20 protein-coding genes and 1 pseudogene are annotated in these 20,820 nt (G+C 52.6%); 13 read left to right on the top strand and 8 right to left on the bottom strand.

Translation table 11 applies throughout. From position 1 onward, the window contains the following. The first annotated feature begins 129 nt into the window (after positions 1–129). The 3 genes from ACZ1HJ_RS05015 to hslU all read left to right on the top strand — a co-directional run bounded on the left by ACZ1HJ_RS05015 (position 130) and on the right by hslU (position 3,488). Positions 130–1,278 (top strand): amidohydrolase, encoded by a 1,149-nt coding sequence (locus tag ACZ1HJ_RS05015; RefSeq protein WP_472721231.1) that lies wholly within the window; start codon positions 130–132, stop codon positions 1,276–1,278. A 60-nt stretch (positions 1,279–1,338) separates the two neighbouring features. Further along, on the top strand, positions 1,339–1,893 hold the full coding sequence (gene hslV / locus ACZ1HJ_RS05010) for an ATP-dependent protease subunit HslV (RefSeq protein WP_472721230.1): 555 nt from the start codon (positions 1,339–1,341) through the stop codon (positions 1,891–1,893). A gap of 287 nt (positions 1,894–2,180) precedes the next feature. Next, the gene (gene hslU, locus ACZ1HJ_RS05005) at positions 2,181–3,488 is read left to right on the top strand and encodes an ATP-dependent protease ATPase subunit HslU (RefSeq protein WP_472721229.1); all 1,308 of its coding nucleotides are present in this window, start codon (positions 2,181–2,183) and stop codon (positions 3,486–3,488) included. A 47-nt stretch (positions 3,489–3,535) separates the two neighbouring features. Here hslU and ACZ1HJ_RS05000 read toward each other — a convergent pair whose 3' ends face one another. Continuing rightward, complete coding sequence (locus tag ACZ1HJ_RS05000) at positions 3,536–4,354, bottom strand: VPLPA-CTERM sorting domain-containing protein (RefSeq protein WP_472721228.1); 819 nt, start codon at positions 4,352–4,354, stop codon at positions 3,536–3,538. A 270-nt stretch (positions 4,355–4,624) separates the two neighbouring features. Here ACZ1HJ_RS05000 and ACZ1HJ_RS04995 point away from each other — a divergent pair, with 270 nt between their 5' ends. Together ACZ1HJ_RS04995 and ACZ1HJ_RS04990 are read left to right on the top strand one after the other, a co-directional pair. Continuing rightward, positions 4,625–6,577, top strand: coding sequence for an acyltransferase family protein (locus ACZ1HJ_RS04995; protein WP_472721227.1), 1,953 nt, complete (start codon positions 4,625–4,627; stop codon positions 6,575–6,577). 4 nt (positions 6,578–6,581) lie between these two features. Beyond that, complete coding sequence (locus tag ACZ1HJ_RS04990) at positions 6,582–7,805, top strand: MFS transporter (RefSeq protein WP_472721226.1); 1,224 nt, start codon at positions 6,582–6,584, stop codon at positions 7,803–7,805. Here the strand turns inward: ACZ1HJ_RS04990 and ACZ1HJ_RS04985 are convergent. Genes ACZ1HJ_RS04985 through ACZ1HJ_RS04975 form a run of 3 tightly spaced genes read right to left on the bottom strand, consistent with a single transcriptional unit; the run spans position 7,788 to position 10,059 of the window. After that, positions 7,788–8,369 (bottom strand): Smr/MutS family protein, encoded by a 582-nt coding sequence (locus ACZ1HJ_RS04985; RefSeq protein WP_472721225.1) that lies wholly within the window; start codon positions 8,367–8,369, stop codon positions 7,788–7,790. The genes ACZ1HJ_RS04990 and ACZ1HJ_RS04985 overlap by 18 nt on opposite strands. Next, positions 8,366–9,403 carry a murein transglycosylase A gene (gene mltA, locus ACZ1HJ_RS04980; protein WP_472721224.1) on the bottom strand — a complete coding sequence of 346 codons (1,038 nt, stop codon included), beginning with the start codon at positions 9,401–9,403 and terminating at the stop codon, positions 8,366–8,368. Before mltA ends, ACZ1HJ_RS04985 begins: the two co-directional genes overlap by 4 nt. Continuing rightward, positions 9,400–10,059, bottom strand: a complete 660-nt coding sequence (locus ACZ1HJ_RS04975) for a Tim44/TimA family putative adaptor protein (protein WP_472721223.1) — start codon at positions 10,057–10,059, stop codon at positions 9,400–9,402. The genes mltA and ACZ1HJ_RS04975 overlap by 4 nt, the downstream gene beginning before the upstream one ends. A gap of 109 nt (positions 10,060–10,168) precedes the next feature. Here ACZ1HJ_RS04975 and ACZ1HJ_RS04970 point away from each other — a divergent pair, with 109 nt between their 5' ends. Both ACZ1HJ_RS04970 and secB read left to right on the top strand, forming a co-directional pair. Next, positions 10,169–10,684, top strand: coding sequence for an FxsA family protein (locus ACZ1HJ_RS04970; RefSeq protein ID WP_472721222.1), 516 nt, complete (start codon positions 10,169–10,171; stop codon positions 10,682–10,684). A 60-nt stretch (positions 10,685–10,744) separates the two neighbouring features. Continuing rightward, on the top strand, positions 10,745–11,245 hold the full coding sequence (secB, locus tag ACZ1HJ_RS04965; RefSeq protein WP_472721221.1) for a protein-export chaperone SecB: 501 nt from the start codon (positions 10,745–10,747) through the stop codon (positions 11,243–11,245). Here the strand turns inward: secB and dnaQ are convergent. From dnaQ to ACZ1HJ_RS04945, 4 genes and pseudogenes are all read right to left on the bottom strand, one after another. After that, positions 11,242–11,938, bottom strand: a pseudogene (gene dnaQ, locus ACZ1HJ_RS04960) (DNA polymerase III subunit epsilon). The gene secB and the pseudogene dnaQ sit on opposite strands and share 4 nt — an antisense overlap. After that, positions 11,931–12,524 carry a dephospho-CoA kinase gene (gene coaE, locus ACZ1HJ_RS04955; RefSeq protein ID WP_472721220.1) on the bottom strand — a complete coding sequence of 198 codons (594 nt, stop codon included), beginning with the start codon at positions 12,522–12,524 and terminating at the stop codon, positions 11,931–11,933. Before coaE ends, dnaQ begins: the two are co-directional and overlap by 8 nt. Beyond that, the gene (locus ACZ1HJ_RS04950; RefSeq protein WP_472721219.1) at positions 12,521–13,354 is read right to left on the bottom strand and encodes a shikimate dehydrogenase; all 834 of its coding nucleotides are present in this window, start codon (positions 13,352–13,354) and stop codon (positions 12,521–12,523) included. Before ACZ1HJ_RS04950 ends, coaE begins: the two co-directional genes overlap by 4 nt. Further along, the gene (locus ACZ1HJ_RS04945; RefSeq protein ID WP_472721218.1) at positions 13,351–13,950 is read right to left on the bottom strand and encodes a Maf family protein; all 600 of its coding nucleotides are present in this window, start codon (positions 13,948–13,950) and stop codon (positions 13,351–13,353) included. The genes ACZ1HJ_RS04950 and ACZ1HJ_RS04945 overlap by 4 nt, the downstream gene beginning before the upstream one ends. Positions 13,951–14,366: 416 nt before the next feature. On the opposite strand from ACZ1HJ_RS04945, the gene hemJ reads away from it, so the two are divergent. The 6 genes from hemJ (at position 14,367) to ACZ1HJ_RS04915 (ending at position 20,803) form a co-directional block, all read left to right on the top strand. Next, positions 14,367–14,816, top strand: a complete 450-nt coding sequence (gene hemJ / locus ACZ1HJ_RS04940) for a protoporphyrinogen oxidase HemJ (RefSeq protein WP_472721217.1) — start codon at positions 14,367–14,369, stop codon at positions 14,814–14,816. A 120-nt stretch (positions 14,817–14,936) separates the two neighbouring features. Next, positions 14,937–16,208, top strand: coding sequence for a transcription termination factor Rho (gene rho / locus ACZ1HJ_RS04935; RefSeq protein WP_472721216.1), 1,272 nt, complete (start codon positions 14,937–14,939; stop codon positions 16,206–16,208). Positions 16,209–16,231: 23 nt separating this feature from the next. After that, on the top strand, positions 16,232–17,518 hold the full coding sequence (mnmE, locus tag ACZ1HJ_RS04930; protein WP_472721215.1) for a tRNA uridine-5-carboxymethylaminomethyl(34) synthesis GTPase MnmE: 1,287 nt from the start codon (positions 16,232–16,234) through the stop codon (positions 17,516–17,518). Positions 17,519–17,530: 12 nt separating this feature from the next. After that, on the top strand, positions 17,531–19,393 hold the full coding sequence (mnmG, locus tag ACZ1HJ_RS04925) for a tRNA uridine-5-carboxymethylaminomethyl(34) synthesis enzyme MnmG (RefSeq protein WP_472721214.1): 1,863 nt from the start codon (positions 17,531–17,533) through the stop codon (positions 19,391–19,393). A 35-nt stretch (positions 19,394–19,428) separates the two neighbouring features. After that, a complete protein-coding gene (gene rsmG / locus ACZ1HJ_RS04920; RefSeq protein WP_472721213.1) occupies positions 19,429–20,001 on the top strand; it encodes a 16S rRNA (guanine(527)-N(7))-methyltransferase RsmG in 573 nt (190 codons plus the stop codon). Continuing rightward, positions 19,994–20,803, top strand: coding sequence for a ParA family protein (locus tag ACZ1HJ_RS04915; protein ID WP_472721212.1), 810 nt, complete (start codon positions 19,994–19,996; stop codon positions 20,801–20,803). Before rsmG ends, ACZ1HJ_RS04915 begins: the two co-directional genes overlap by 8 nt. The last annotated feature ends 17 nt before the right edge of the window (positions 20,804–20,820 follow it).

The following is a 20,820-nucleotide window of genomic DNA, read 5'->3' as shown; positions in this document are numbered from 1 at the left end:
ATCAACGGCTGCTTGGCAAAATCTCTGTTCGTCCGTGACCGATTCCCAGCGTTTGCAATGTCGCCCGGAACCGTTGCCGTTCGCTAGTATCATTGCGGAAGGTTGATCCATCGCGATAGACAGAAATCCATGACGCTCACAACTTCCGATATTGATGAATTGACGCAATGGCGCCGCACGCTTCACCGTCAGCCGGAAGTATCCGGCAACGAGCATCGCACCGCGCAAAAAGTAAACATAGCGCTTCAGGATCTGTCGCCGGACGCCATTGTTACCGGTTTGGGAGGGACTGGCGTCGCTGCAATTTTTTGTGGCGCAGCGCCCGGGCCTACAGTTCTTTTCCGCTGCGAACTGGATGCCCTTCCGATTCACGACCTCGGACAGCATTCGCATCGATCTGAAATTGAGGGGGTCGGCCATCTGTGCGGGCATGACGGGCATATAGCCATTTTGGCAGGAGTCGCACGGTGCGTGGCGCGGAAGCGGCCCGCGGCCGGACGGCTGATATTGTTATATCAACCCGCCGAGGAAACGGGGGCCGGTGCCGCCGCAGTTTTGGCTGATCCAGAATTCGCAGACCTGAAACCTGATTTTGCTTTCGCGCTACACAATCTGCCCGGCATGCCACTTGGTCATATTTCGGTAAAAGCAGGTCCTGTTTGTTGTGCATCCCGAGGTATCAAAGTCGAGTTGATCGGGACAGCTGCCCACGCTTCACAGCCGGAAACGGGTCGCTCCCCGATGCTTGCGCTCAGCACATTGATGCCCGCTTTGACATCGCTCAGCCGCGGCTCGATTGCTGATCCAGATTTTGCATTGGTCACGATCACACATGCCACTATGGGCGCCGCCGCCTTTGGTGTTGCGCCAGGGCAAGCGACGCTTTTTGCCACGTTGCGGTGTCTAACCGATGATCATATGGCGAAACTCTGCAAGGCTGCGGAGGACTTGATAGCGAGTACCGCATCGGATCATAGTCTGGAGTTTGGATTTTCGTATCATGACGAATTTGCGCACTGTGAAAACAACCACGAAGCCACAACGATTGTGCAAAAAGCGCTGACAAAACTGGAAATTCCGTATGATGAAAAAGGCCTCCCCTGGCGGCCCTCCGAAGACTTTGGGCGTTTTGGGCATAATGCCAAGGCTGCATTGTTCTTTCTGGGTGCAGGTCAAAAACAGCCACCGCTTCATAATCCCCAATACGACTTTCCTGACGAGTTGATTGCGGTAGGAACCTCCGTTTTCGAGCAGATCGCGAGAGACCTGCTTGGGTAAGCATGCCCTTGCGCCCAAGCGTATCCCCTTTCATAAAGTTCCCAACAGATCGGAGGGCGCATGAGCAACGAATTTCCTGGGTGGCACGGCACAACCATCATCGGTGTCAAAAAGGGTGGCGAGGTGGTGATCGCTGGTGACGGGCAGGTGAGCCTTGGGCAGACCGTTATCAAGGGAACCGCCCGGAAGGTCAGGCGGCTGAGCCCGGGTGGCATGGACATCGTTGCCGGGTTTGCGGGATCGACAGCAGACGCGTTTACATTGCTCGAGCGACTGGAGGCAAAACTTGAAGCCACCCCCGGTCAGCTACAGCGCGCGTCCGTTGAACTGGCCAAGGATTGGCGGACAGATAAGTACCTGCAAAAGCTTGAGGCGATGCTGATCGTTTCAGATGGCGCAGAGCTTTATGTCATAACGGGTGCCGGGGATGTTCTTGAGCCGGAACATGACGTAACGGCCATTGGGTCGGGCGGCAATTATGCTCTGGCAGCGGCACGGGGAATGATGGACAGCAAGAAGTCCGCAGAAGAGATCGCTCGCGACGCAATGGCAATCGCATCGGACATTTGCGTTTACACAAACGGCAATCTGACCGTTGAAAAAATCGGGGGTTGAAGGAAAAACCCACCAGCCCCCGAAATTCGTGTGACGCGCCGACTTTTTGGGGAAGACGAGGCGCGAAACACTACGCAAGCACCTAGGGTAGACGGGGTGCTCTTGCTCCGGCATACATGCCATCTGCACGCAATGTTCCAGCAATCAGGATAGCGTATCGGCTTTCGCGCGACAGTGATTGCTACGGCAGGTCACGCACACCTCATAAACCGTGATCAGAATGTCAGTGCTTGCGTTTTTGCCTCTCATGCTTAGGTTCCGCCAATAGCCGCAACCCGGAGAACCGAATGACCGACCTGACCCCGCGCGAGATTGTGTCCGAACTTGACCGTTTTATCATCGGCCAAAGTGACGCAAAGCGCGCCACCGCCGTGGCTCTGCGCAATCGATGGCGCCGCAAACAGCTGTCGGACGATTTACGCGATGAGGTTTATCCAAAGAACATCTTGATGATCGGGCCCACGGGCGTTGGAAAAACGGAAATTTCCCGCCGCCTGGCCAAACTCGCGCGGGCGCCATTTATCAAAGTTGAGGCCACCAAATTTACCGAAGTTGGATATGTGGGCCGCGACGTAGAGCAAATAGTTCGCGACCTGGTCGACGCCGCTATCCTTCAAACCCGTGAGCAGATGCGCGATGATGTGAAAGCCAACGCGCATGCCGCCGCAGAGGAACGAGTTATCACCGCCATCGCCGGTGAGGATGCGCGCGAAAACACCCGCGACATGTTTCGCAAGAAGCTCAAAGACGGGCTCTTGGATGATACGATGATCGAATTGGACATCGCCGACAATTCCAACCCATTGGGCATGATGGATATTCCCGGCCAGCCTGGAAGCCAGATGGGCATGATGAATTTGGGTGATCTATTCGGCAAAGCGCTCGGCGGACGCACGACACGGCGGAAAATGAGTGTTGCTGAGAGTTATGAAATTTTGATCGGCGAAGAGGCGGACAAACTTCTGGACGACGAAATCGTCAACAAGGCAGCACTCGACGCGGTTGAACAGAACGGCATCGTATTTCTGGATGAGATCGATAAAGTCTGTGCCCGCTCAGATGCGCGCGGCGGCGATGTCAGCCGTGAAGGTGTGCAACGCGATCTGTTGCCCTTGATTGAGGGTACAACCGTGTCGACCAAGCATGGACCCGTCAAAACCGATCATATTCTGTTTATCGCCAGCGGGGCGTTTCACATCGCGAAGCCTTCCGATCTGTTACCGGAGCTTCAGGGCCGGTTGCCCATCAGAGTAGAACTGCGTGCGCTGACAGAAGAGGATTTTGTACGCATCCTTACCGAAACAGATAATGCGCTGACCCTGCAATACACCGCGCTGATGGGTACGGAAGATGTCACCGTGGATTTCACAGATGACGGAATTGCAGCGCTGGCAAAAATTGCCGCAGATGTTAACCAAAGCGTGGAAAACATTGGCGCGCGGCGGCTCTACACTGTGATGGAACGGGTTTTTGAAGAGCTGAGCTTTAGCGCTCCCGATCGCGCTGGTGACGGCGTGACTGTGAATGCCGCGTTTGTGGAAGAAAACCTCGGCGAGCTTATGAAGTCCACAGACCTCAGCCGATACGTTCTGTAAAAAGAATTTGGTGCGGCCACGCCAGCAGTCGCACCGAATATCTTTCGTCAGGACGCGCATCTTTTGCGGCGACGCAGGGCGACCAATGCGCCCAGCGGTGTGATCAGCAAAAATGCCGAAGCGGGCAAAGGAACAACACCGTTTGATCCATCGACCGGTTCGATGGTTGCGCCATCCAAGCCAAAAACCCGAAGACCGGATTTGAGATCGACCTCCATGTCAAAGGCGGCAAGAACTTGATCAAGAAAATGGATTTTGGCCTCGATCACCGCCGAAACATCAAACCGGTCACCATCTTCCACATCAAACGTGAATGACAAGAGACGGTGCAATGGGCCTGTCGCGAATTCAAAGAGCGGATCGGTATTGTCGGTGGTCGAGAGCGTTTCACGATAGGTTGCACCGTCGTGGAAAATCTCCACTGCGCCAAATCCGGACATAAAAGACCCAGGGTTTCCAAGATCAGTGAGTGATTTAAAATCCCCGTAGATGGTGTAATTCACCCGTGCCTTGCCATTGCCGGATACAAAATACTTCTCGTCGATTTGTGTACGCGCTTCGGCATGTCCTTGGGTCGCATCCGTATTTGGTGCTTTGTTCATGCGAACGCGTGCTCGACTTGCGCCAAGACTTAGGTCAACGCCGGAAAGTGCATCAGCCCGAACATCACCAGGCGGCAATTCCGCCTCAGCGGTGATGTATTGAAGCGGGCCATCTACGGCTGTGTCGTAGGTTTCGTTCTTCTCAACCTGGTCTTCGAATGATTGTGATTTTACGCCGACACTAGAGCCCAGTGTGACGCTGGCCGCCTCACTCTGACCTGCGAGGCCAAGTACGATGAGTATTGTCAAAAATTTCAAGTTCATGGTCTTTCTCCAACTAGATACTGTGATGATGGTTCACGATCAGACGTGAATTGACGGCCCCACTTTGATGGTTTCGCGGGGCTTCCGGCAGCCAGCATCGCGTATCATTCCAGCCCATTTTTGTTTCTCTGGACTGTCGATTGTTTCAGCCACGTTTCGGTCAACGCCAATTCACCCATCGCCGGCGAGATCGCAACTGAGCACTGCGCGAGTGAAGATGGGTGCTTTTTAACTCGCAAATCAGGTGCCGATTGTGTAAATCGCGGCACAATGAAATCCACCCGCGAGGCCGAGCAGCAGATGAAGTACCGCGGCGAAATTGATGGCCTCCGGACGCTTGCGGTTGTGCCAGTTATCCTGTTTCACGCGGGTATTGCGCCTTTTGGGGGCGGGTTCATTGGTGTCGACGTTTTCTTCGTGATCAGTGGCTATCTGATATCGACGATCATCATCAACGAGTTGGATGAGGGCAGGTTCAGCATCCTGAACTTTTACGAACGCCGGGCCCGGCGGATCTTGCCCGCGCTATTCTTTGTTATGTTGGTTTGTATTCCCTTCGCGTGGTTTTGGTTGATGCCGCGCGATCTGAAAGATTTTGCCCAGAGCCTGACCGCTGTCACGTTCTTTGTGTCGAACATCCAGTTCTGGCTTGAGGCCGGATACTTTGAAACAGCGGCCGAGCTAAAGCCGTTGCTTCATACGTGGAGCCTGGCTGTCGAAGAGCAGTACTACATCATCTTTCCCGTGCTGATGATCTTGCTGACGCCGTTGGGCAAACGCACGACCCTTTACTGCCTTATCGCGATTTTTGTGATCAGTTTTGCGATTTCTCAATGGGGCATTTACAACCGACCTTCAGCCACTTTCTTCTTGTTGCCCGCACGGGGGTGGGAGCTTTTGGTTGGGGTTTTCGCCGCGATGCACATTCAGAAGAATTCTGCTTTTCAGCGCAGCACTCAGACAGAAGTTTTGTCCATCCTTGGCCTGCTCTTGATCATTGTGCCGATCTTTTTCTACTCCCATGAAACACCGTTCCCGGGGGCGTATGCCTTGCCGGCAACCATCGGAACTGCACTGATTATCCTGTTTGCGCGTACTGGCACGATCGCCCATCGGTTGCTGGCCGCAAGACCGATGGTCGCGATCGGACTGGTTTCCTACAGCGCATATCTGTGGCACCAACCTGTTTTTGCGTTCTTCAAACATCGCTTTGGTATTGCGTCATTCGACTCTTACGCATTTGCTCTGATCCTTCTGTCTTTGGCGCTGGCTACGTTTAGCTATTGGGTGGTCGAGCGTCCGTTCCGTCGTGGCGCGACACTCAAACAGCTCTGTGTTTCAATGACTGCCTGTCTTCTCATGGTCGCGGCTGCAGCGACGACGTTTTTGACTACAGTTCACGAAAACCACACCGCGGTGCCATCGTACCAATGGGCCCTGGCCAACGCGTCGCCGGAGTTGATCAAATATGTCGAACGTCGCGATGTACGCATGGAATGTGAAAACCAAATCGAGGAGCTCGGGCTGCAATTTTGCAAGTTTGGCGCAGAAGATCAGAAACCAACAATTGCGATGTGGGGCGATAGTCTTTCCGGTGCACTTTTGCACGGCATGGATCAAATCGCGCGCAAAAACGGTATTGCCGGCATGGCCTTTGTGTCCAATGGCTGCCCACCTGTATTGGGTTTACGCAACACCACCCTTTCGACCTGTACGGCAAAAACCCATGCTGCTGCTTTGGATCTCATCAAGAACTTATCAGCTCTGGAAACGGTGATGATCATCGGGAACCTATCTGTTGCAATGGAGGCGGGGAACGTAACCCTAAATGGCGAAGCGACTTCGCAATCCGCCGTTCAAAAACAGGTCGAGGTCGCGGTGGCTCAGTTCAAAGAACTTGGGGCTCAAACTGTTTTGGTGGAACAGGGGCCTATATACGACACCACCGTCGCAGAACATGAATTGCAACGGTTGCGCAGTGATCATGAAGGCCCATTATCAATCACCAGAAATGAGCTGATCGAGAGCGTATTGCTTACCCGAACGCTCGCGCAAACGGTCGATGTGTATATTGAGACAACCGATTTTTATTGTGATGATACCGTCTGTCCTTCGGTCGACGAAACCGGCAATTTGGTGATTTATGACCGAAATCATGTGACCAACAAATACTCTGTAAAGCTTGCTGATCTGATATTCTCCGAGCTTGGCCTGAGCGATTAGCATCATGCGAACGCTTGATTTCCTGCGATCAAATTTACCGTGGTTGTCAGCCGGCGTTCTTCTGACATTTCTCTCCAGTTTCGGACAAACGTTTTTCATTTCGATCTTCGCAGGAGAAATTCGATCTGAATTCGGTCTCAGCCACGGGGAATGGGGCGGCATCTACACACTTGGCACAGGAATATCCGCCGTCTTGATGGTCTGGGCGGGCGGATTGACAGACCAGTTTCGGGTCAGATCTCTGGGCACGGTCATTTTGCTTATGCTATCCGCCGCCTGTCTTTTCATGGCGCTCAATCCTGCGGTTTGGGCACTCCCTCTCGTCATTCTGGCCCTGCGTTTCACGGGTCAGGGGATGACCGGCCACATTGCTGTTGTTGCCATGTCACGGTGGTTCATCACAACACGTGGGCGCGCTCTTTCCGTTGCCACACTTGGTTTCGCAGTAGGCGAGGCTGTGCTGCCGCTCGTGTTTGTCGGCCTTATGCTGTTTTACGACTGGCGGGTACTATGGGGTCTCGCAGCCGGAATTGCCCTTTTGGGTATTCCCGTTTTGCTAAAGCTGTTGAAACAGGAGCGTACACCACAATCGATTTCAGCGTCGGATCAGGCGGTCGGAATGATGGGCCAGCAATGGACCCGGAACCGGACGTTCAAACATTGGCTGTTCTGGTTCATGGTGCCTGCACTTTTGGGGCCCGGTGCATTCAACACCGCGTTTTTCTTTCACCAGGTACATTTTTCAGAAATCAAAAACATGACGCATGTTGAGCTGGTCGCCATGTTCCCGTTTTACACGCTCGTTGGCATTGGTGCGATGGTCCTGTCTGGCGCCGCATTAGACAGGTTTGGAACCGCCCGGCTCATCCCCTATTTTCAGATTCCAATGGTCGCTTCGTTTGTGGTTTTTGCCTATGCGACCGGACCCATGACCATGCTGCTTGGGTTTTTCTTTTTGGCCCTAACAACAGGGGCAAACACGACGTTACCCAATGCGTTTTGGGCAGAATTTTATGGGACCCAATATCTGGGTTCCATCAAGGCTATGGCTGCTGCCGTAATGGTCTTGGGTTCCGCCATTGGGCCGGGAATAACTGGGGTTGGGATAGATCTCGGGCTTGGGATTGAGACGCAATATCTGTTGATCGCGCTCTACTTTGTTTTCGCAACGGTGATGATGGTCCTGGGCATTAATCGGGCCAAGCCGTTGTTACCTGTTGCGACGTAGGTACACATAATAGGCACCACCACCGCCATGTTTCAAATGCGCTTCTGTGACCTGCAGCACGACCTGCGCCAGGGGTGGCACCGATAGCCAATGGGGAACGTTATGACGCAACACGCCAAGCCGGACCGGAATCGGACCGCCGTCATCCCGTTCTTTACCTTTGCCCGTCACCACCAAAACCAGCCGTTTTCCGGATGCATGTGATTTCAGAATGAAACTGGTCAAAGCCGGATGCGCCTGATCCAGTGTTTTGCCATGCAGATCAATTTTGCCTTCCGGCACCAATTTGCCGCGCTTGAGTTTGCTAAACGCCTTTTTGTCCATTTTCAGCGGCGCTTGCGCGACGCGCTCGGGCAGGCCGGGTAAAACATCGTGGCTTGGCACCGTTCCATTGCTTCGGGCGCCGATCTGAAATTTTTCAACAGGTTTTCTATCAAGTACCGCTGGCTGTTTGGGTTTCAAAGGCAGTGATGGTTGCGGCCGGTCCGGATGCATGGGTTGCGTCGTGTCTGCAACCTTGCGCCATAGGTCCAATTCATCCGGCCTCAGGCGTCTTCTGCTCATTGATTGATCTCAGGCAGCATCGCAAAAGCGCGCTGAATGGGCAGCAACACCACCAACCGCCCTGGGTCGCGCAATCGTCCGGCGGATTTCCCAGCCTCATCGCCAGTCCCAAAAAAGATATCTGCGCGCTGCGGTCCTTTGATGGCTGAACCTGTGTCTTGGGCAATCATCAAACGCCGAAGAGGTCCGTTGCCATCCTTTTCGATCCACACTGGTGATCCCAGTGGCACATAGGCCGGGTCAACGGCAATCGAACGCATTGCCGTGACTGAACGGTTCATCGCGCCCAATGGTCCAGCATCAGATGACAATTTGGTAAGTTTGCGGAAGAAGACATAAGACGGATTATGAAAGAGCAATTCCCGTCCTTCAATCGGATTGCGCCTGACCCAGTTTTTGATCACTTCGGCAGAAACCTGATGAGCCTCATAGACACCGCGCCGCACAAGCTCGACCCCGATGGAGCGGTATTCATGACCGTTTGACCCGCCATAACCCACTCTGATTGTCTGGCCGTTTGGGAGTTTGATCCGGCCTGATCCCTGAATCTGCAGGAAAAAGAGTTCAACCGGGTCATCGACCCATGCGATCTCGAGCCTCTTGCCCTGCATGAAGCTTCCTGTTTCGATCTGGCGTCGTGTCAGCCAGATATCCGTATTTTTTGATGCATAGGGTTCGCGGTAAACCGGGTAGCGATACTGCGCATCCGGTCGGAGAGCACCGTTCAGTTCAGGCTCAAAATACCCGGTGAACAGCGCCGCTTTTTCGTTTTCGATCAGGACAGGTCTGAAAAAGAGTTCGAAAAACGGTTTGGCGTCGGGCTTTTGTTGCGCAAGTGCGCACAGGGCACCCCAATCAGGATCCTTGAGATCCGGACATGTGTTCAGAAAGACGTCCAGCGCTTGCGCGTGGTCGTCATCGCTCCAGCCGTTGAGATCCTCAAAGGATAGAATTTGATGGTGCAGGTCTGTCGTGTCCGGGCTGGCTGCCGCAGGCAACCAGAGACAAAGCAAAACCCAAAGCGCGCGCGTCATTCGCCCGTGGCAACAAGCCGCCAGTTAGGATCATCCGTGCCCATCGCACGCTCGAAGGTCCAGACATCTTTTTGCTTCTTTGATTGCCCCGGTTTGCCCTCAATGATCTCACCCTCGCTGTTGCGCACAACAGAGGATAGCTCGCCCACGAATTTCATCGTGATTTCCGCCCGCTTTTCATCCGCATCAAATCGGGCTTCGTGGAGTGTGACTTCGCGAACGCCGGCGAATTCGGCTTCGATTGTCAGTCCCTGCTCTTCGCGGGCGTCGACAACCTGCGCAAATGTTTCATAGACATCTTCGGACAAAAACGGTGTCACTTCATCCAGCTTGCCACGCTCGAACGCCATCAGAATCATCTCATATGCGCTACGCGCACCCTGGAGAAATTCAGTCAGGTTAAAGCTTGGCTCCGCCCGTTTCATTTCGGCCAAAGCGGCAGCGGCTTCGCTGTCTTCGGCGACATGATCCGTGATGTCACGATCAGGGCCGCCATCAATGACCTCAAAGTCCTGACGGCGTGTGTTTGATGGCGCGGGCCCACGATTTACGGGGCCTTCAAAACCGTCGCGAGTGCCCAGCACGCTTTTCAGGCGCAAAATCAGAAAAATTGCAATTCCGGCCAACACCAAAAGCTGTAGGATAGGCGAATTCATGAGGACCTCTTGTCTAACTGGGCATGGAAACACTGCTGTCACGCACTTATGTAGGGGGTCGATGCGGTCAAGTCCACCTTGTGACCCGCAAAACAAAGGAGTCGCCTTAATGTGGCTGTTGTTAGCGTTCATTGCCGTCCCGCTTATTGAAATCGCCTTGTTCATTCAGGTAGGTGGCGCAATTGGTCTTTGGCCTACGCTTGGCGTGGTTGTTTTGACGGCCATTCTGGGAACATGGCTGGTGCGGACACAAGGCGCGATGGCGATGGGCAACCTCCGCCGTTCGTTTTCCGAGCTGAATGATCCCACGGAACCTTTGGCCCATGGCGCCATGATCCTTTTGGCTGGCGCATTGTTGCTAACGCCAGGATTTTTTACCGATGCATTTGGGTTTGCGCTGCTGATGCCACCGGTGCGCAAGGCCGCCTTTGACTATTTGCGCAAACGTATTCATGTGCAGAAATTTGACATGGGACCGCAAGGACCTTCCGCCCATCCAGGTTCGCCCCCACCCGGTTCAGACCCACAGCGAGCGCAAGACGGTGATGTGATTGAAGGCGAATACCAGGAAGTGGATCCACCAAAGAAGCCCACGCATCAGTCATCCGGCTGGACTAAGCATTGAGGCCCGCGACCCTAGCTGTTAAGCCTGCCCCAAATATTTTGACCCCTTTGGAGACAGACTATGGCCGAAAATGAAAACGGAGCCGCAGAACAGCCGCCCCAGGTAAAGATGAATGTCCTGACGCAGTTTGTTCGCGACCTGTCATTCGAAAATATTCTCGCTCAAAAAGGCACCGGTGGCGAAGTGCAGCTCGACGTGACAGTTGGTGTGAATCTGGATGCCAAGAAGCGCAAACCTGACCATCAGTATGAAGTCACAATGAAAACCAATGTGGCGGGAAAGAACAAAGGCACTGAAGATCCTTTGTTCATTTTCGAAATGGAGTACGCCGGCGTTTTCCATGTTGAGGGTGTGCCAGAAGACCAGATGCATCCTTTCCTATTGATCGAATGCCCGCGGATGCTCTTCCCTTTCGTGCGCCGCATCGTCAGTGATGTGACCCGTGATGGCGGGTTCCCACCGTTGAATCTGGAAAGCATCGATTTCGTGAAACTCTATCGCAATGAAATCAATCGTCGTGCTGCAGCGGCACAGGCCGAAGCCGCGAAACCGGACGCTTAATTCATCGATTTCCACAAAGCGTTGTCGCCTAGGGTCTCCAAAAAAACCTCATGGGCGGCAACCTCTTCTTCGGTTAACCGGGATGGAAGAGGGTTTGGCCGAGCCGTTGGCCGCCAATCATCAGATCCCGCTGCGGTATCATCGGCCTTTGTCGTGGCGGTGCTCAAAACCAGGTCGGGCTGACGCCCGCCAATCAGCTCAAGATAAACTTCCGCCAATATTTCCGAGATCCAACAGCGCGCCGTGCAACGTGCGTGCGGAATTATCAATGCCGAACCTGCGGCAGAGCGCATCAAGAGATGCCGGCGAACCCGGGAATTTCTTCCGCGCAATGGCCAATGTATCGATCGCCTGTTCCCAAGGCAGCTGCGGCAGTTTCATCCAACCCAGCTCCGCGTTCAGAAATTTCATATCAAAAGCGGCGTTGTGAATAACGAGCTTGGCGTCGCCAACAAAATCGAGAAACTCCTGACCTATTTTTGCAAAAACAGGTTTATCGCGCAAAAATTCATCGCCCAGACCATGAACTTCGAACGCCTCATTCGGCATCGCCCGTTCCGGATTTATGTATTTATGGAACGTCTTTCCGGTGGGCATGTGGTTCAGCAACTCAACCGCACCGATTTCGACAATGCGGTCACCCTGTTCGGGTTCAAACCCCGTGGTTTCCGTGTCGAGTACGATTTCACGCATGATCCAGTTTACCCTTTATGTCGCTCAACACAGATTGCACTTGTTCCCGCGCATGCTCAAGGCTGTCGGTCTCAATCACATAATCCGCCCGGGCACACTTTTCTGCATCTGACATTTGCGTGTCCCGGATCACATTGAACTGTTCTTCTGTCATGGTTCCACGGTCCAAAACCCGCAGGCGCTGGATGTAGTCCGGCGCCGTTACACAGACAACGGCATCCATTTGTGCATCGGCTCCGGTTTCGAATAGAAGCGGTATGTCGAGAACAACAATGGCCGTCTCAGCATCTTTTAAAAATGCCTCCCGGTCCGCCGCGACCAATGGATGAACAATCGCTTCGATTTGTTTCAGCGCGTCGGGGTCCGTTGTCAGGATACGCTTCAGGGCTTCGCGGGAAACTTCTTCGTCGACAATGGCATTGGGGAATGCATCACCGATGGCGCAAACTGCCGCTCCACCTTTGCTGTAGAGACGGTGCACTGCCGCGTCCGCGTCCCAGACTGCGCATCCGTGTTCTGCAAACATTTTGGCGGTGGTGGATTTGCCCATGCCGATCGACCCGGTAAGGCCCAACTTGAAAGTCATGCCAGAGCGGCCGCACGCGTGGCGGTATCAACGTCTGGACGTACACCAAACCAACGCTCAAATGCTGGAACTGCTTGGTGTAGCAACATCCCGAGGCCATCAACCGTGGTACAGCCAACTTCTTCGGCTTCGTGCAACAATCGGGTCTTCAGTGGGGCATAAACCAAGTCCGTGACGACAGAGTCTTTGCGTAACCCATCGAGAGGTACGCGCAATTCGGGCTTTCCGATCATCCCAAGGGAGGTTGTGTTCACGACAGTCGCTGCCTCATCCATCATGTTCCCGGCCTGCACCCAATCAATGACTTTCACCCGTTTGCCAAAGTCGGATTGCAACGCTTCCGCCCGAACGCGGGTGCGATTGGCCAGCATGATCTCTGGAACACCAACTTCCAGAAGCGAGGCAACAACAGCGCGTGCTGCACCACCAGCGCCCAGTACGGCGGCAGGACCCGCCTTTGGATTCCAATGTGGCGCCCCTTGACGAAGGTTTTGGATAAACCCATATCCATCCGTGTTGTCAGCATGCAGCTTGCCGTCGCGACGAAAAATCAGGGTGTTCGCCGCCCCAATCAGCGATGCACGATCTGTCACCAAATCGGCCAGCTCCATCACGCGTTCTTTGTGCGGTACAGTGATGTTAACGCCGACAAAACCCAGTTTGGGCAGCGTTTTGATTACATCCGACAAATCGTCTGCCGCGACATCCATGGGGATGTAAAAACCTGGAAGGCCGTGCGCGCGCAACCAGTGACCATGAAGTTGAGGCGATTTGGAATGCGCAATTGGATGGCCAATGACCCCGGCCAAAGGTATTTTCTTGTCACTCATTGTTCTATTGCGCCGCGCAGGCCGAGATATGACAAAAGATCCAAAAGCGGCAAGCCAAGGATCGTAAAATAGTCACCATCTATCTGTGTGAATAGCCTGACGCCTTCTTCCTCCAGCTTGTAGGCACCGACCGAGTGCCGGATGCTGTCCCAATTCCGTTCTATATAGCCGTCAAGATACTCATCTGAAAAGCGCCGCATGGTCAATCGGGCGACACCAACATGTCGCCATACCGGTTTGCCACCTTCACAAATGACAACAGCGGATAGCAACTCATGCCGCTTGCCCCGTAGTTTCAACAGATCTGCCCGTGCTTGCTCCGGGGATGGTGGCTTAGACAATATCGCTTTCTCGAAACTCAGAACCTGATCACATCCTATGACCAGACTGCTGGGGTTTTTGTCGCTTACTTTTCGAGCCTTCATCTCAGCCAAAGTGTCAGCAATATCGCGGGCACTGGCATTTTCTGCTTCCAGCGATCTGCGCACTGCCTCTTCATCGACGCGCGCGGCTTGAACATCAAATTTCAATCCGGCGCTATGCAACAACTCCTGTCGGATTGATGAGCCCGACGCCAGAACAAGATCTTGAGACATGTGGAAAACCCAAAGGATATGTTCCCAGATGTTTAAGAACACTTTGCCGGTAAATCCATGACCAGGTTTGTTTCTGTTGAAATCAGTTGATTTCGTGCCGTTTGTCCAAAACTACCCCATTGTGGATTTGGAAAACTTGAGGGTCAGGACAATTTCAGATTTCAAGGAGTTATCCCAGATTTATCAACATTCTAGTTTTAATTTCATGTATCTAAGTACCTGTTTTTGAAACATAGTTTTGACAAAAAGTGGGTTTAAGTTAGAAACTAGCCATTTTATCCACATCGCGATCAACTTGTTCATAAATTGCGTAGAACCTATTAATCCACATGTTTGAGCATCCCTACTAAAACATCATCCTTTCTTATCTTTCTATTTAATATTAAAGGAAGGTTGCTCAGAAGTGGGGAAAGACCGTGGCCGATTTTCTGATTAGCTTTTATCCATGGACCAAGGCCTTTCATATCATGTCCGTGATAGCATGGATGGCTGGTCTGTTCTATCTTCCCCGTCTCTTCGTGCATCACGTTGAGCAGTCGCCCAAAGTTGATGGTATCGACCCCGTTTTCCAGATGATGGAAATGAAACTCCTTCGGGTCATCATGAACCCTGCAATGATAGCGACATGGGTTTTTGGACTGCTTCTGCTATTCACCCCCGGTATCGTCGATTGGTCTGCTGTTTGGCCTTACACAAAAATGCTATCTGTCCTGATCATGACATGGTTTCATCATTGGCTAGGTCTGAGACGCAAGGACTTTTTCAAAGGTCAGAACACTGTGTCGGGCCGACAATACCGAATGATGAATGAAGTACCGACTGTTTTGATGGTTATCATTGTCTTGTCTGTTGTCGTGAAATTCTAGGTTTTATTGACTCGCTTACGACACGGGCTTAATAAGCCTCCCAAGCGCCCGTCCGGGTGGCCTGTTTTCCAGCAATAAAATGAACACGTGCCTTACGGGCTGCGTATAAGGTGTATCTCCATGTCCCAAGACAAACTCAATCTCGCTGATCTCAAAGCGCAATCCGCTAAGGACCTTCTGTCCATGGCGGAAGAGCTCGAGATCGAAAACGCCTCGACCATGCGTAAAGGCGAGATGATGTTCCAAATTCTGCGGGAACGCGCAGACGAGGGATGGGAAATCTCTGGTGACGGGGTGCTTGAAGTATTGCAGGACGGTTTTGGATTTCTCCGCTCTCCTGAAGCCAACTATCTGCCAGGTCCAGATGACATTTACGTTTCGCCCGAGATGATCCGTAAATTCTCGCTCCGCACCGGAGATACGATCGACGGCTTCATTAAGGCCCCGGAAGAAAGTGAACGTTATTTTGCCCTTACTTCCGTGACGCAAATCAATTTCGAAGATCCGGAGAAGGCTAAGCACAAGATCGCTTTCGACAACTTGACGCCCCTTTACCCGGATGAGCGTCTGAAGATGGAAATCGAAGATCCGACGATTAAAGATAAATCTGCACGTGTGATTGACCTGGTTGCACCGATTGGCAAAGGCCAGCGGTCCCTGATTGTGGCCCCACCGCGGACCGGTAAAACTGTGATCTTGCAGAACATCGCGGCTAGCATCGAAGCGAACCATCCCGAGTGCTATTTGATTGTTCTGCTGATCGATGAACGTCCCGAAGAAGTTACGGATATGCAGCGCTCGGTGAAGGGTGAAGTTATCAGCTCGACCTTTGATGAACCTGCCACGCGCCACGTCGCCGTATCAGAGATGGTCATCGAAAAAGCCAAACGTCTTGTCGAGCATAAACGAGATGTTGTTATTCTACTGGATTCGATCACAAGACTTGGTAGGGCGTTTAACACAGTTGTCCCATCGTCGGGTAAGGTTTTGACCGGTGGTGTGGATGCCAATGCCCTGCAACGACCCAAGCGTTTCTTTGGTGCGGCACGGAATATTGAAGAAGGCGGATCCCTAACCATCGTCTCAACCGCGCTGATCGATACGGGCAGCCGAATGGACGAGGTGATCTTTGAAGAATTCAAAGGCACCGGTAACAGCGAATTGGTTCTGGATCGAAAAATCGCGGACAAGCGCGTGTTCCCGGCCATCGACATCCTGAAATCCGGTACACGGAAAGAAGACCTGTTGATCGACAAGATCGACCTGCAGAAAACCTTTGTGCTGCGCCGCATTCTTAATCCAATGGGCACAACGGATGCGATCGAGTTCTTGTTGTCGAAGTTGAAACAGACCAAGACCAATTCTGAATTCTTCGATTCAATGAACACCTGACATAAGGTGCTTTGAGGCCAGCCATGGACACGGTCTATGCTCTTTCCTCAGCGCAAGGCAAAGCTGGCGTCGCTGTGATCCGCATATCCGGGCCAGAGGCGTTGAGTGCGGCTGAAATGCTGTGTGGGGACGTCCCGCCCTTTCGGATGGCGTCAGTGCGTGTCCTGCGCGATGCGAGCGGTATGCGCCTCGATGAGGCGCTTGTCGTAACCTTTTCGCACGCGGGCAGCTTCACAGGAGAGGACATTGTGGAGCTGCAGGTTCACGGTTCTGTTGCCGTTGTGTCGTCGGTACTCGATGCTCTGTCAAAGATCGAAGGTTTGCGAGCGGCGGAGCCTGGGGAGTTTACAAGGCGCGCGCTGGAAAATGGCCGCATGGATTTGGCTCAAGTCGAAGGGCTGGCCGATCTCATCGAAGCGGAAACCGAAGCACAAAGGCGCCAGGCACTACGCGTTCTGTCGGGCGATTTAGGGAAGCGAGCGGAAGGGTGGCGCCAGAATTTGATCCGGGCGGCCGCGCTATTGGAAGCCACAATAGATTTTGCGGATGAAGACGTCCCGGTTGATGTATCACCAGAGGTCAATGACCTCGTCCGTACTGTGATTGCATCATTGGGTTCAGAGATCAAAGGCGTTCAAACTGCAGAGCGCATTAGAACTGGGTTTGAAGTGGCAATTGTTGGTGCTCCAAACGTAGGAAAATCTACTCTTCTCAATAGCTTAGCAGGTCGAGAAGCTGCAATTACGTCGGAAATTGCCGGTACGACACGGGATGTCATCGAAGTTCGCATGGATTTAGGGGGCTTGCCTGTGACCCTGCTGGATACTGCGGGAATACGAGACACGGATGATGTAGTCGAAACAATCGGAATAGATCGCGCGCGGCAACGGGCAATGGCGGCCGATCTGCGCGTGTTTTTGGTAGAAGCTGGTGAAACCCCGGACATGGAGGTGTTGCCTGATGACATCGTTTTGGCGGCCAAAGGGGATCTGCTGGATGATTGCCCGAATGCCGTATCCGGCCTAACGGGACAGGGTGTTTCAGAACTGGTGAGCCAGGTTTCCGGAGAGCTGAAGAACCGTTCCATGGATGTCGGAATTGCGACCAGACTGCGCCATAAGCTGGCAATGGAAAAGGGGCTGAATGCATTACAGGCAGCGGTTGATCTTTTGCCCGGCGGTGAAGATACGGCTGACATCGCCGCAGAAGAGTTGAGGACGGCTATCCGTGCCCTTGATTCTCTGGTAGGACGCGTTGATATCGAAAACGTGCTGGATGAAATTTTTGCAAGCTTTTGTCTTGGCAAATGAGGAGTGTTTCACGTGAAACATTTTGATGTGGTGGTTATTGGCGGTGGTCACGCTGGCACAGAAGCTGCACATGCATCAGCGAGGCTTGGCGCCAAGACTGCTTTGGTTACGCTGACGCGATCAGGTATCGGAGTGATGTCTTGCAATCCAGCGATCGGCGGTTTGGGCAAAGGACATCTCGTTCGTGAGATTGACGCGCTTGATGGCGTTATGGGACGCGTTGCCGATGCGGCAGGGATACAGTTTCGCCTTCTGAATCGCCGGAAGGGACCTGCCGTTCAGGGTCCTCGAGCGCAGGCAGATCGCAAAATTTATCGCGAAGAGATGCTCAAAGAAATCGAGGCACAGGAAAATCTGTCGATCGTCGAGGGAGAGGCCACCGACTTTATCATGTCAGGTGAGGCAGTGGTCGGCGTAGAGCTTGATGACGGAGGTCAGATCAAAGCGGGAGCCGTTGTGTTGACCACGGGTACGTTTCTGCGTGGTGTTATACATATTGGCGATGTTTCGCGTCCAGGCGGTCGGATGGGTGACAAACCTTCTATCAAGTTGGCAGAAAGAATAGACAGCTTTGACTTGTCGTTGGGGCGCTTGAAGACCGGGACACCACCCAGGCTTGATGGAAAAACCATCGATTGGGCTATTCTGGAAATGCAGCCCGGTGATGATGACCCGACGCTGTTTTCTTTTTTGTCGCGGAAGCCAAGTGCCCGGCAAATTTCATGTGGCATCACTCATACAAATGAAAAAACACACGATATCATTCGCGAAAATCTTGAACGCTCTGCAATGTATGGTGGTCATATTGATGGTGTAGGGCCGCGGTATTGCCCGTCGATAGAAGACAAAATCGTCCGTTTTGCAGATAAAACGTCGCATCAGGTTTTTCTTGAGCCTGAAAGCCTGTCAGATGATTTGATTTACCCGAATGGAATATCGACGTCCTTGCCGCAGGAAACTCAGATCGAATACGTGAAATCGATAAAAGGCCTTGAAAACACGACGATTCTGCAACCGGGTTATGCCATCGAATACGACTATGTCGATCCTCGTGCGCTAGATGCGCGGTTGTCTGTCAAATCCGTTCCCGGATTGTATTTGGCGGGCCAAATCAATGGCACAACGGGCTATGAGGAAGCTGCGGCACAAGGCCTCGTGGCGGGGCTAAATGCTGCTCAGGAGGTGAAATCCGGTGAACCTGTTCTTTTCAGTCGGTCAGACAGTTACATCGGCGTTATGGTGGACGATTTGATCACGCGCGGTGTTACGGAGCCATATCGCATGTTTACGTCGCGCGCCGAGTTTCGCCTTTCTCTACGCGCCGACAACGCCGATCAGCGGTTAACGGCCAAGGGAGTAGCGCTTGGATGCGTTGGAAATCAGCGCGAAACCCATTTTAATGAAAAGATGGAAAGGCTTTCGGCTTCCCGAGACAAATTGGAAGAGCAAAGCTTCACACCGAAACAGTTAAATGAAGTTGGTCTGACCGTGAACCAGGATGGTTCTCGGCGCTCTGCGTTCCAGCTATTGGCCTTTCCAGAAATCAACTTCTCGCACCTTCAGCAGCTGGACAAGGATTTCGGCGCAATTGATGTGGAAACTCAGGAGCAACTTGAAAAAGACGCTCTTTATGCGAATTACATTGATCGTCAAAATCGGGATGTAGAAATGATGAAGCGTGACGAGGCGCAAGAAATCCCAGATGACTTCGAATATGGGAATATCGGGGGGCTTTCGAATGAGCTTAAGGCGAAGCTGACCAGTGCACGGCCTTCGAATTTGTCCCAAGCCGGACGTATAGATGGGATGACACCCGCCGCGCTCACGCTAATTTTGGCCCGACTGCGGCAAAATAGGCGCGGTAAATCTGCATGACGTCGGCTTACGCGCCGGATGTTTCACGTGAAACAATGGAACGGCTTGAAATTTACGCCGCACTTCTGAAGAAGTGGAATCCCTCAATAAATCTTGTCTCAAAGGGATCCATAGAAAATCTTTGGACACGCCATATCTTTGATTCTACGCAAATATTCGACATGGCGCCTCATCCTGTGGCACATTGGGTTGATCTGGGGTCAGGGGGCGGTTTTCCGGGATTGGTGATTGCCATTATGGCAATGGAGGCTGGGTCACCCAAGAAAGTAAGTTTGGTGGAAAGCGATACGCGGAAATGTACATTTTTGCGCACAGTCATCCGCGAAACAGGTACCAACGCAGATGTACTGAATGATCGGATAGAAATTGTAGATCCGTTGCGCGCCGACGTATTATCAGGCCGTGCACTGGCAGATCTATCCGATTTGCTGGCATTTGCAGAACGTCATATGCAGCCAGACGGGATGGCAATTTTCCCAAAGGGAGAATCTTGGCAGAAAGAACTGAACGCTGCTCAATCTCAGTGGCGCTTTGACCATCAATTTGTTAAGAGTAAAACGGAAACTGGCCCGGTTATTTTGCGAATTACAGGAGTTTCGCGTGTCTGACCCCACTCGCCCACGTGGACCTAAAATAATTGCTGTTGCCAATCAAAAAGGCGGCGTTGGAAAGACCACTACAGCGATAAATCTTGCAGCGGCTTTGGCCGAAGCTGGAAACCGTGTTTTGATTGTTGACTTGGATCCACAGGGTAACGCATCTACCGGGCTCGGCATCGGCGCTGATGCGCGTGAATACACTACATACGACTTGCTGCTTGATGATGTGGAGCTCAAGAATGTTGTTCAGGAGACCGAGAACCAGAACCTGATGATTATCCCGGCGACGGTTGACCTGAGTTCTGCTGATATCGAGCTTTTTTCTAATGAAAAGCGCAGCTTTCTGTTACATGACGCTTTGCGACAAACTGCGATGGACGCGTACAAGCTGGACTACATCCTCATTGATTGCCCCCCGTCTCTTAACCTTTTGACGGTCAATGCGATGGTGGCTTCTCACTCGGTTCTGATACCCTTGCAGTCTGAATTTTTTGCGCTGGAAGGTGTTTCCCAATTGATGTTGACCATTCGGGAAGTTCGGCAAACAGCCAACAAAAACCTTAGGATCGAAGGTATCGTCCTGACGATGTTTGATGCGCGTAACAATCTATCCAGTCTGGTCGAAAAGGATGCGCGCGATAATTTGGGTGCGCTGGTCTTTAGGACAAGGATTCCGCGGAATGTTCGCGTCAGCGAGGCACCGTCCTATGCAATTCCAGTATTGGACTATGATACCAACTCCAAAGGTGCACAGGCATACCGAAGTCTTGCCCAAGAGCTAATAAAAAACCAGGCACGAGTTGCCGCATAGGTACAAGAAGGAGCGCG

Source organism: Roseovarius sp. JB2-10 (assembly GCF_055693585.1).
This window is presented reverse-complemented; position numbering and strand designations above follow the sequence as displayed.

Bases quoted from the DNA above. Each gene is read 5' to 3' on its own strand.
- ACZ1HJ_RS05015 (WP_472721231.1), top strand. From the start codon at position 130: ATGACGCTCACAACTTCCGATATTGATGAATTGACGCAATGGCGCCGC.
- hslV (WP_472721230.1), top strand. From the start codon at position 1,339: ATGAGCAACGAATTTCCTGGGTGGCACGGCACAACCATCATCGGTGTC.
- hslU (WP_472721229.1), top strand. From the start codon at position 2,181: ATGACCGACCTGACCCCGCGCGAGATTGTGTCCGAACTTGACCGTTTT.
- ACZ1HJ_RS05000 (WP_472721228.1), bottom strand. From the start codon at position 4,354: ATGAACTTGAAATTTTTGACAATACTCATCGTACTTGGCCTCGCAGGT.
- ACZ1HJ_RS04995 (WP_472721227.1), top strand. From the start codon at position 4,625: ATGAAATCCACCCGCGAGGCCGAGCAGCAGATGAAGTACCGCGGCGAA.
- ACZ1HJ_RS04990 (WP_472721226.1), top strand. From the start codon at position 6,582: ATGCGAACGCTTGATTTCCTGCGATCAAATTTACCGTGGTTGTCAGCC.
- ACZ1HJ_RS04985 (WP_472721225.1), bottom strand. From the start codon at position 8,369: ATGAGCAGAAGACGCCTGAGGCCGGATGAATTGGACCTATGGCGCAAG.
- mltA (WP_472721224.1), bottom strand. From the start codon at position 9,403: ATGACGCGCGCGCTTTGGGTTTTGCTTTGTCTCTGGTTGCCTGCGGCA.
- ACZ1HJ_RS04975 (WP_472721223.1), bottom strand. From the start codon at position 10,059: ATGAATTCGCCTATCCTACAGCTTTTGGTGTTGGCCGGAATTGCAATT.
- ACZ1HJ_RS04970 (WP_472721222.1), top strand. From the start codon at position 10,169: ATGTGGCTGTTGTTAGCGTTCATTGCCGTCCCGCTTATTGAAATCGCC.
- secB (WP_472721221.1), top strand. From the start codon at position 10,745: ATGGCCGAAAATGAAAACGGAGCCGCAGAACAGCCGCCCCAGGTAAAG.
- coaE (WP_472721220.1), bottom strand. From the start codon at position 12,524: ATGACTTTCAAGTTGGGCCTTACCGGGTCGATCGGCATGGGCAAATCC.
- ACZ1HJ_RS04950 (WP_472721219.1), bottom strand. From the start codon at position 13,354: ATGAGTGACAAGAAAATACCTTTGGCCGGGGTCATTGGCCATCCAATT.
- ACZ1HJ_RS04945 (WP_472721218.1), bottom strand. From the start codon at position 13,950: ATGTCTCAAGATCTTGTTCTGGCGTCGGGCTCATCAATCCGACAGGAG.
- rho (WP_472721216.1), top strand. From the start codon at position 14,937: ATGTCCCAAGACAAACTCAATCTCGCTGATCTCAAAGCGCAATCCGCT.
- mnmE (WP_472721215.1), top strand. From the start codon at position 16,232: ATGGACACGGTCTATGCTCTTTCCTCAGCGCAAGGCAAAGCTGGCGTC.
- rsmG (WP_472721213.1), top strand. From the start codon at position 19,429: ATGGAACGGCTTGAAATTTACGCCGCACTTCTGAAGAAGTGGAATCCC.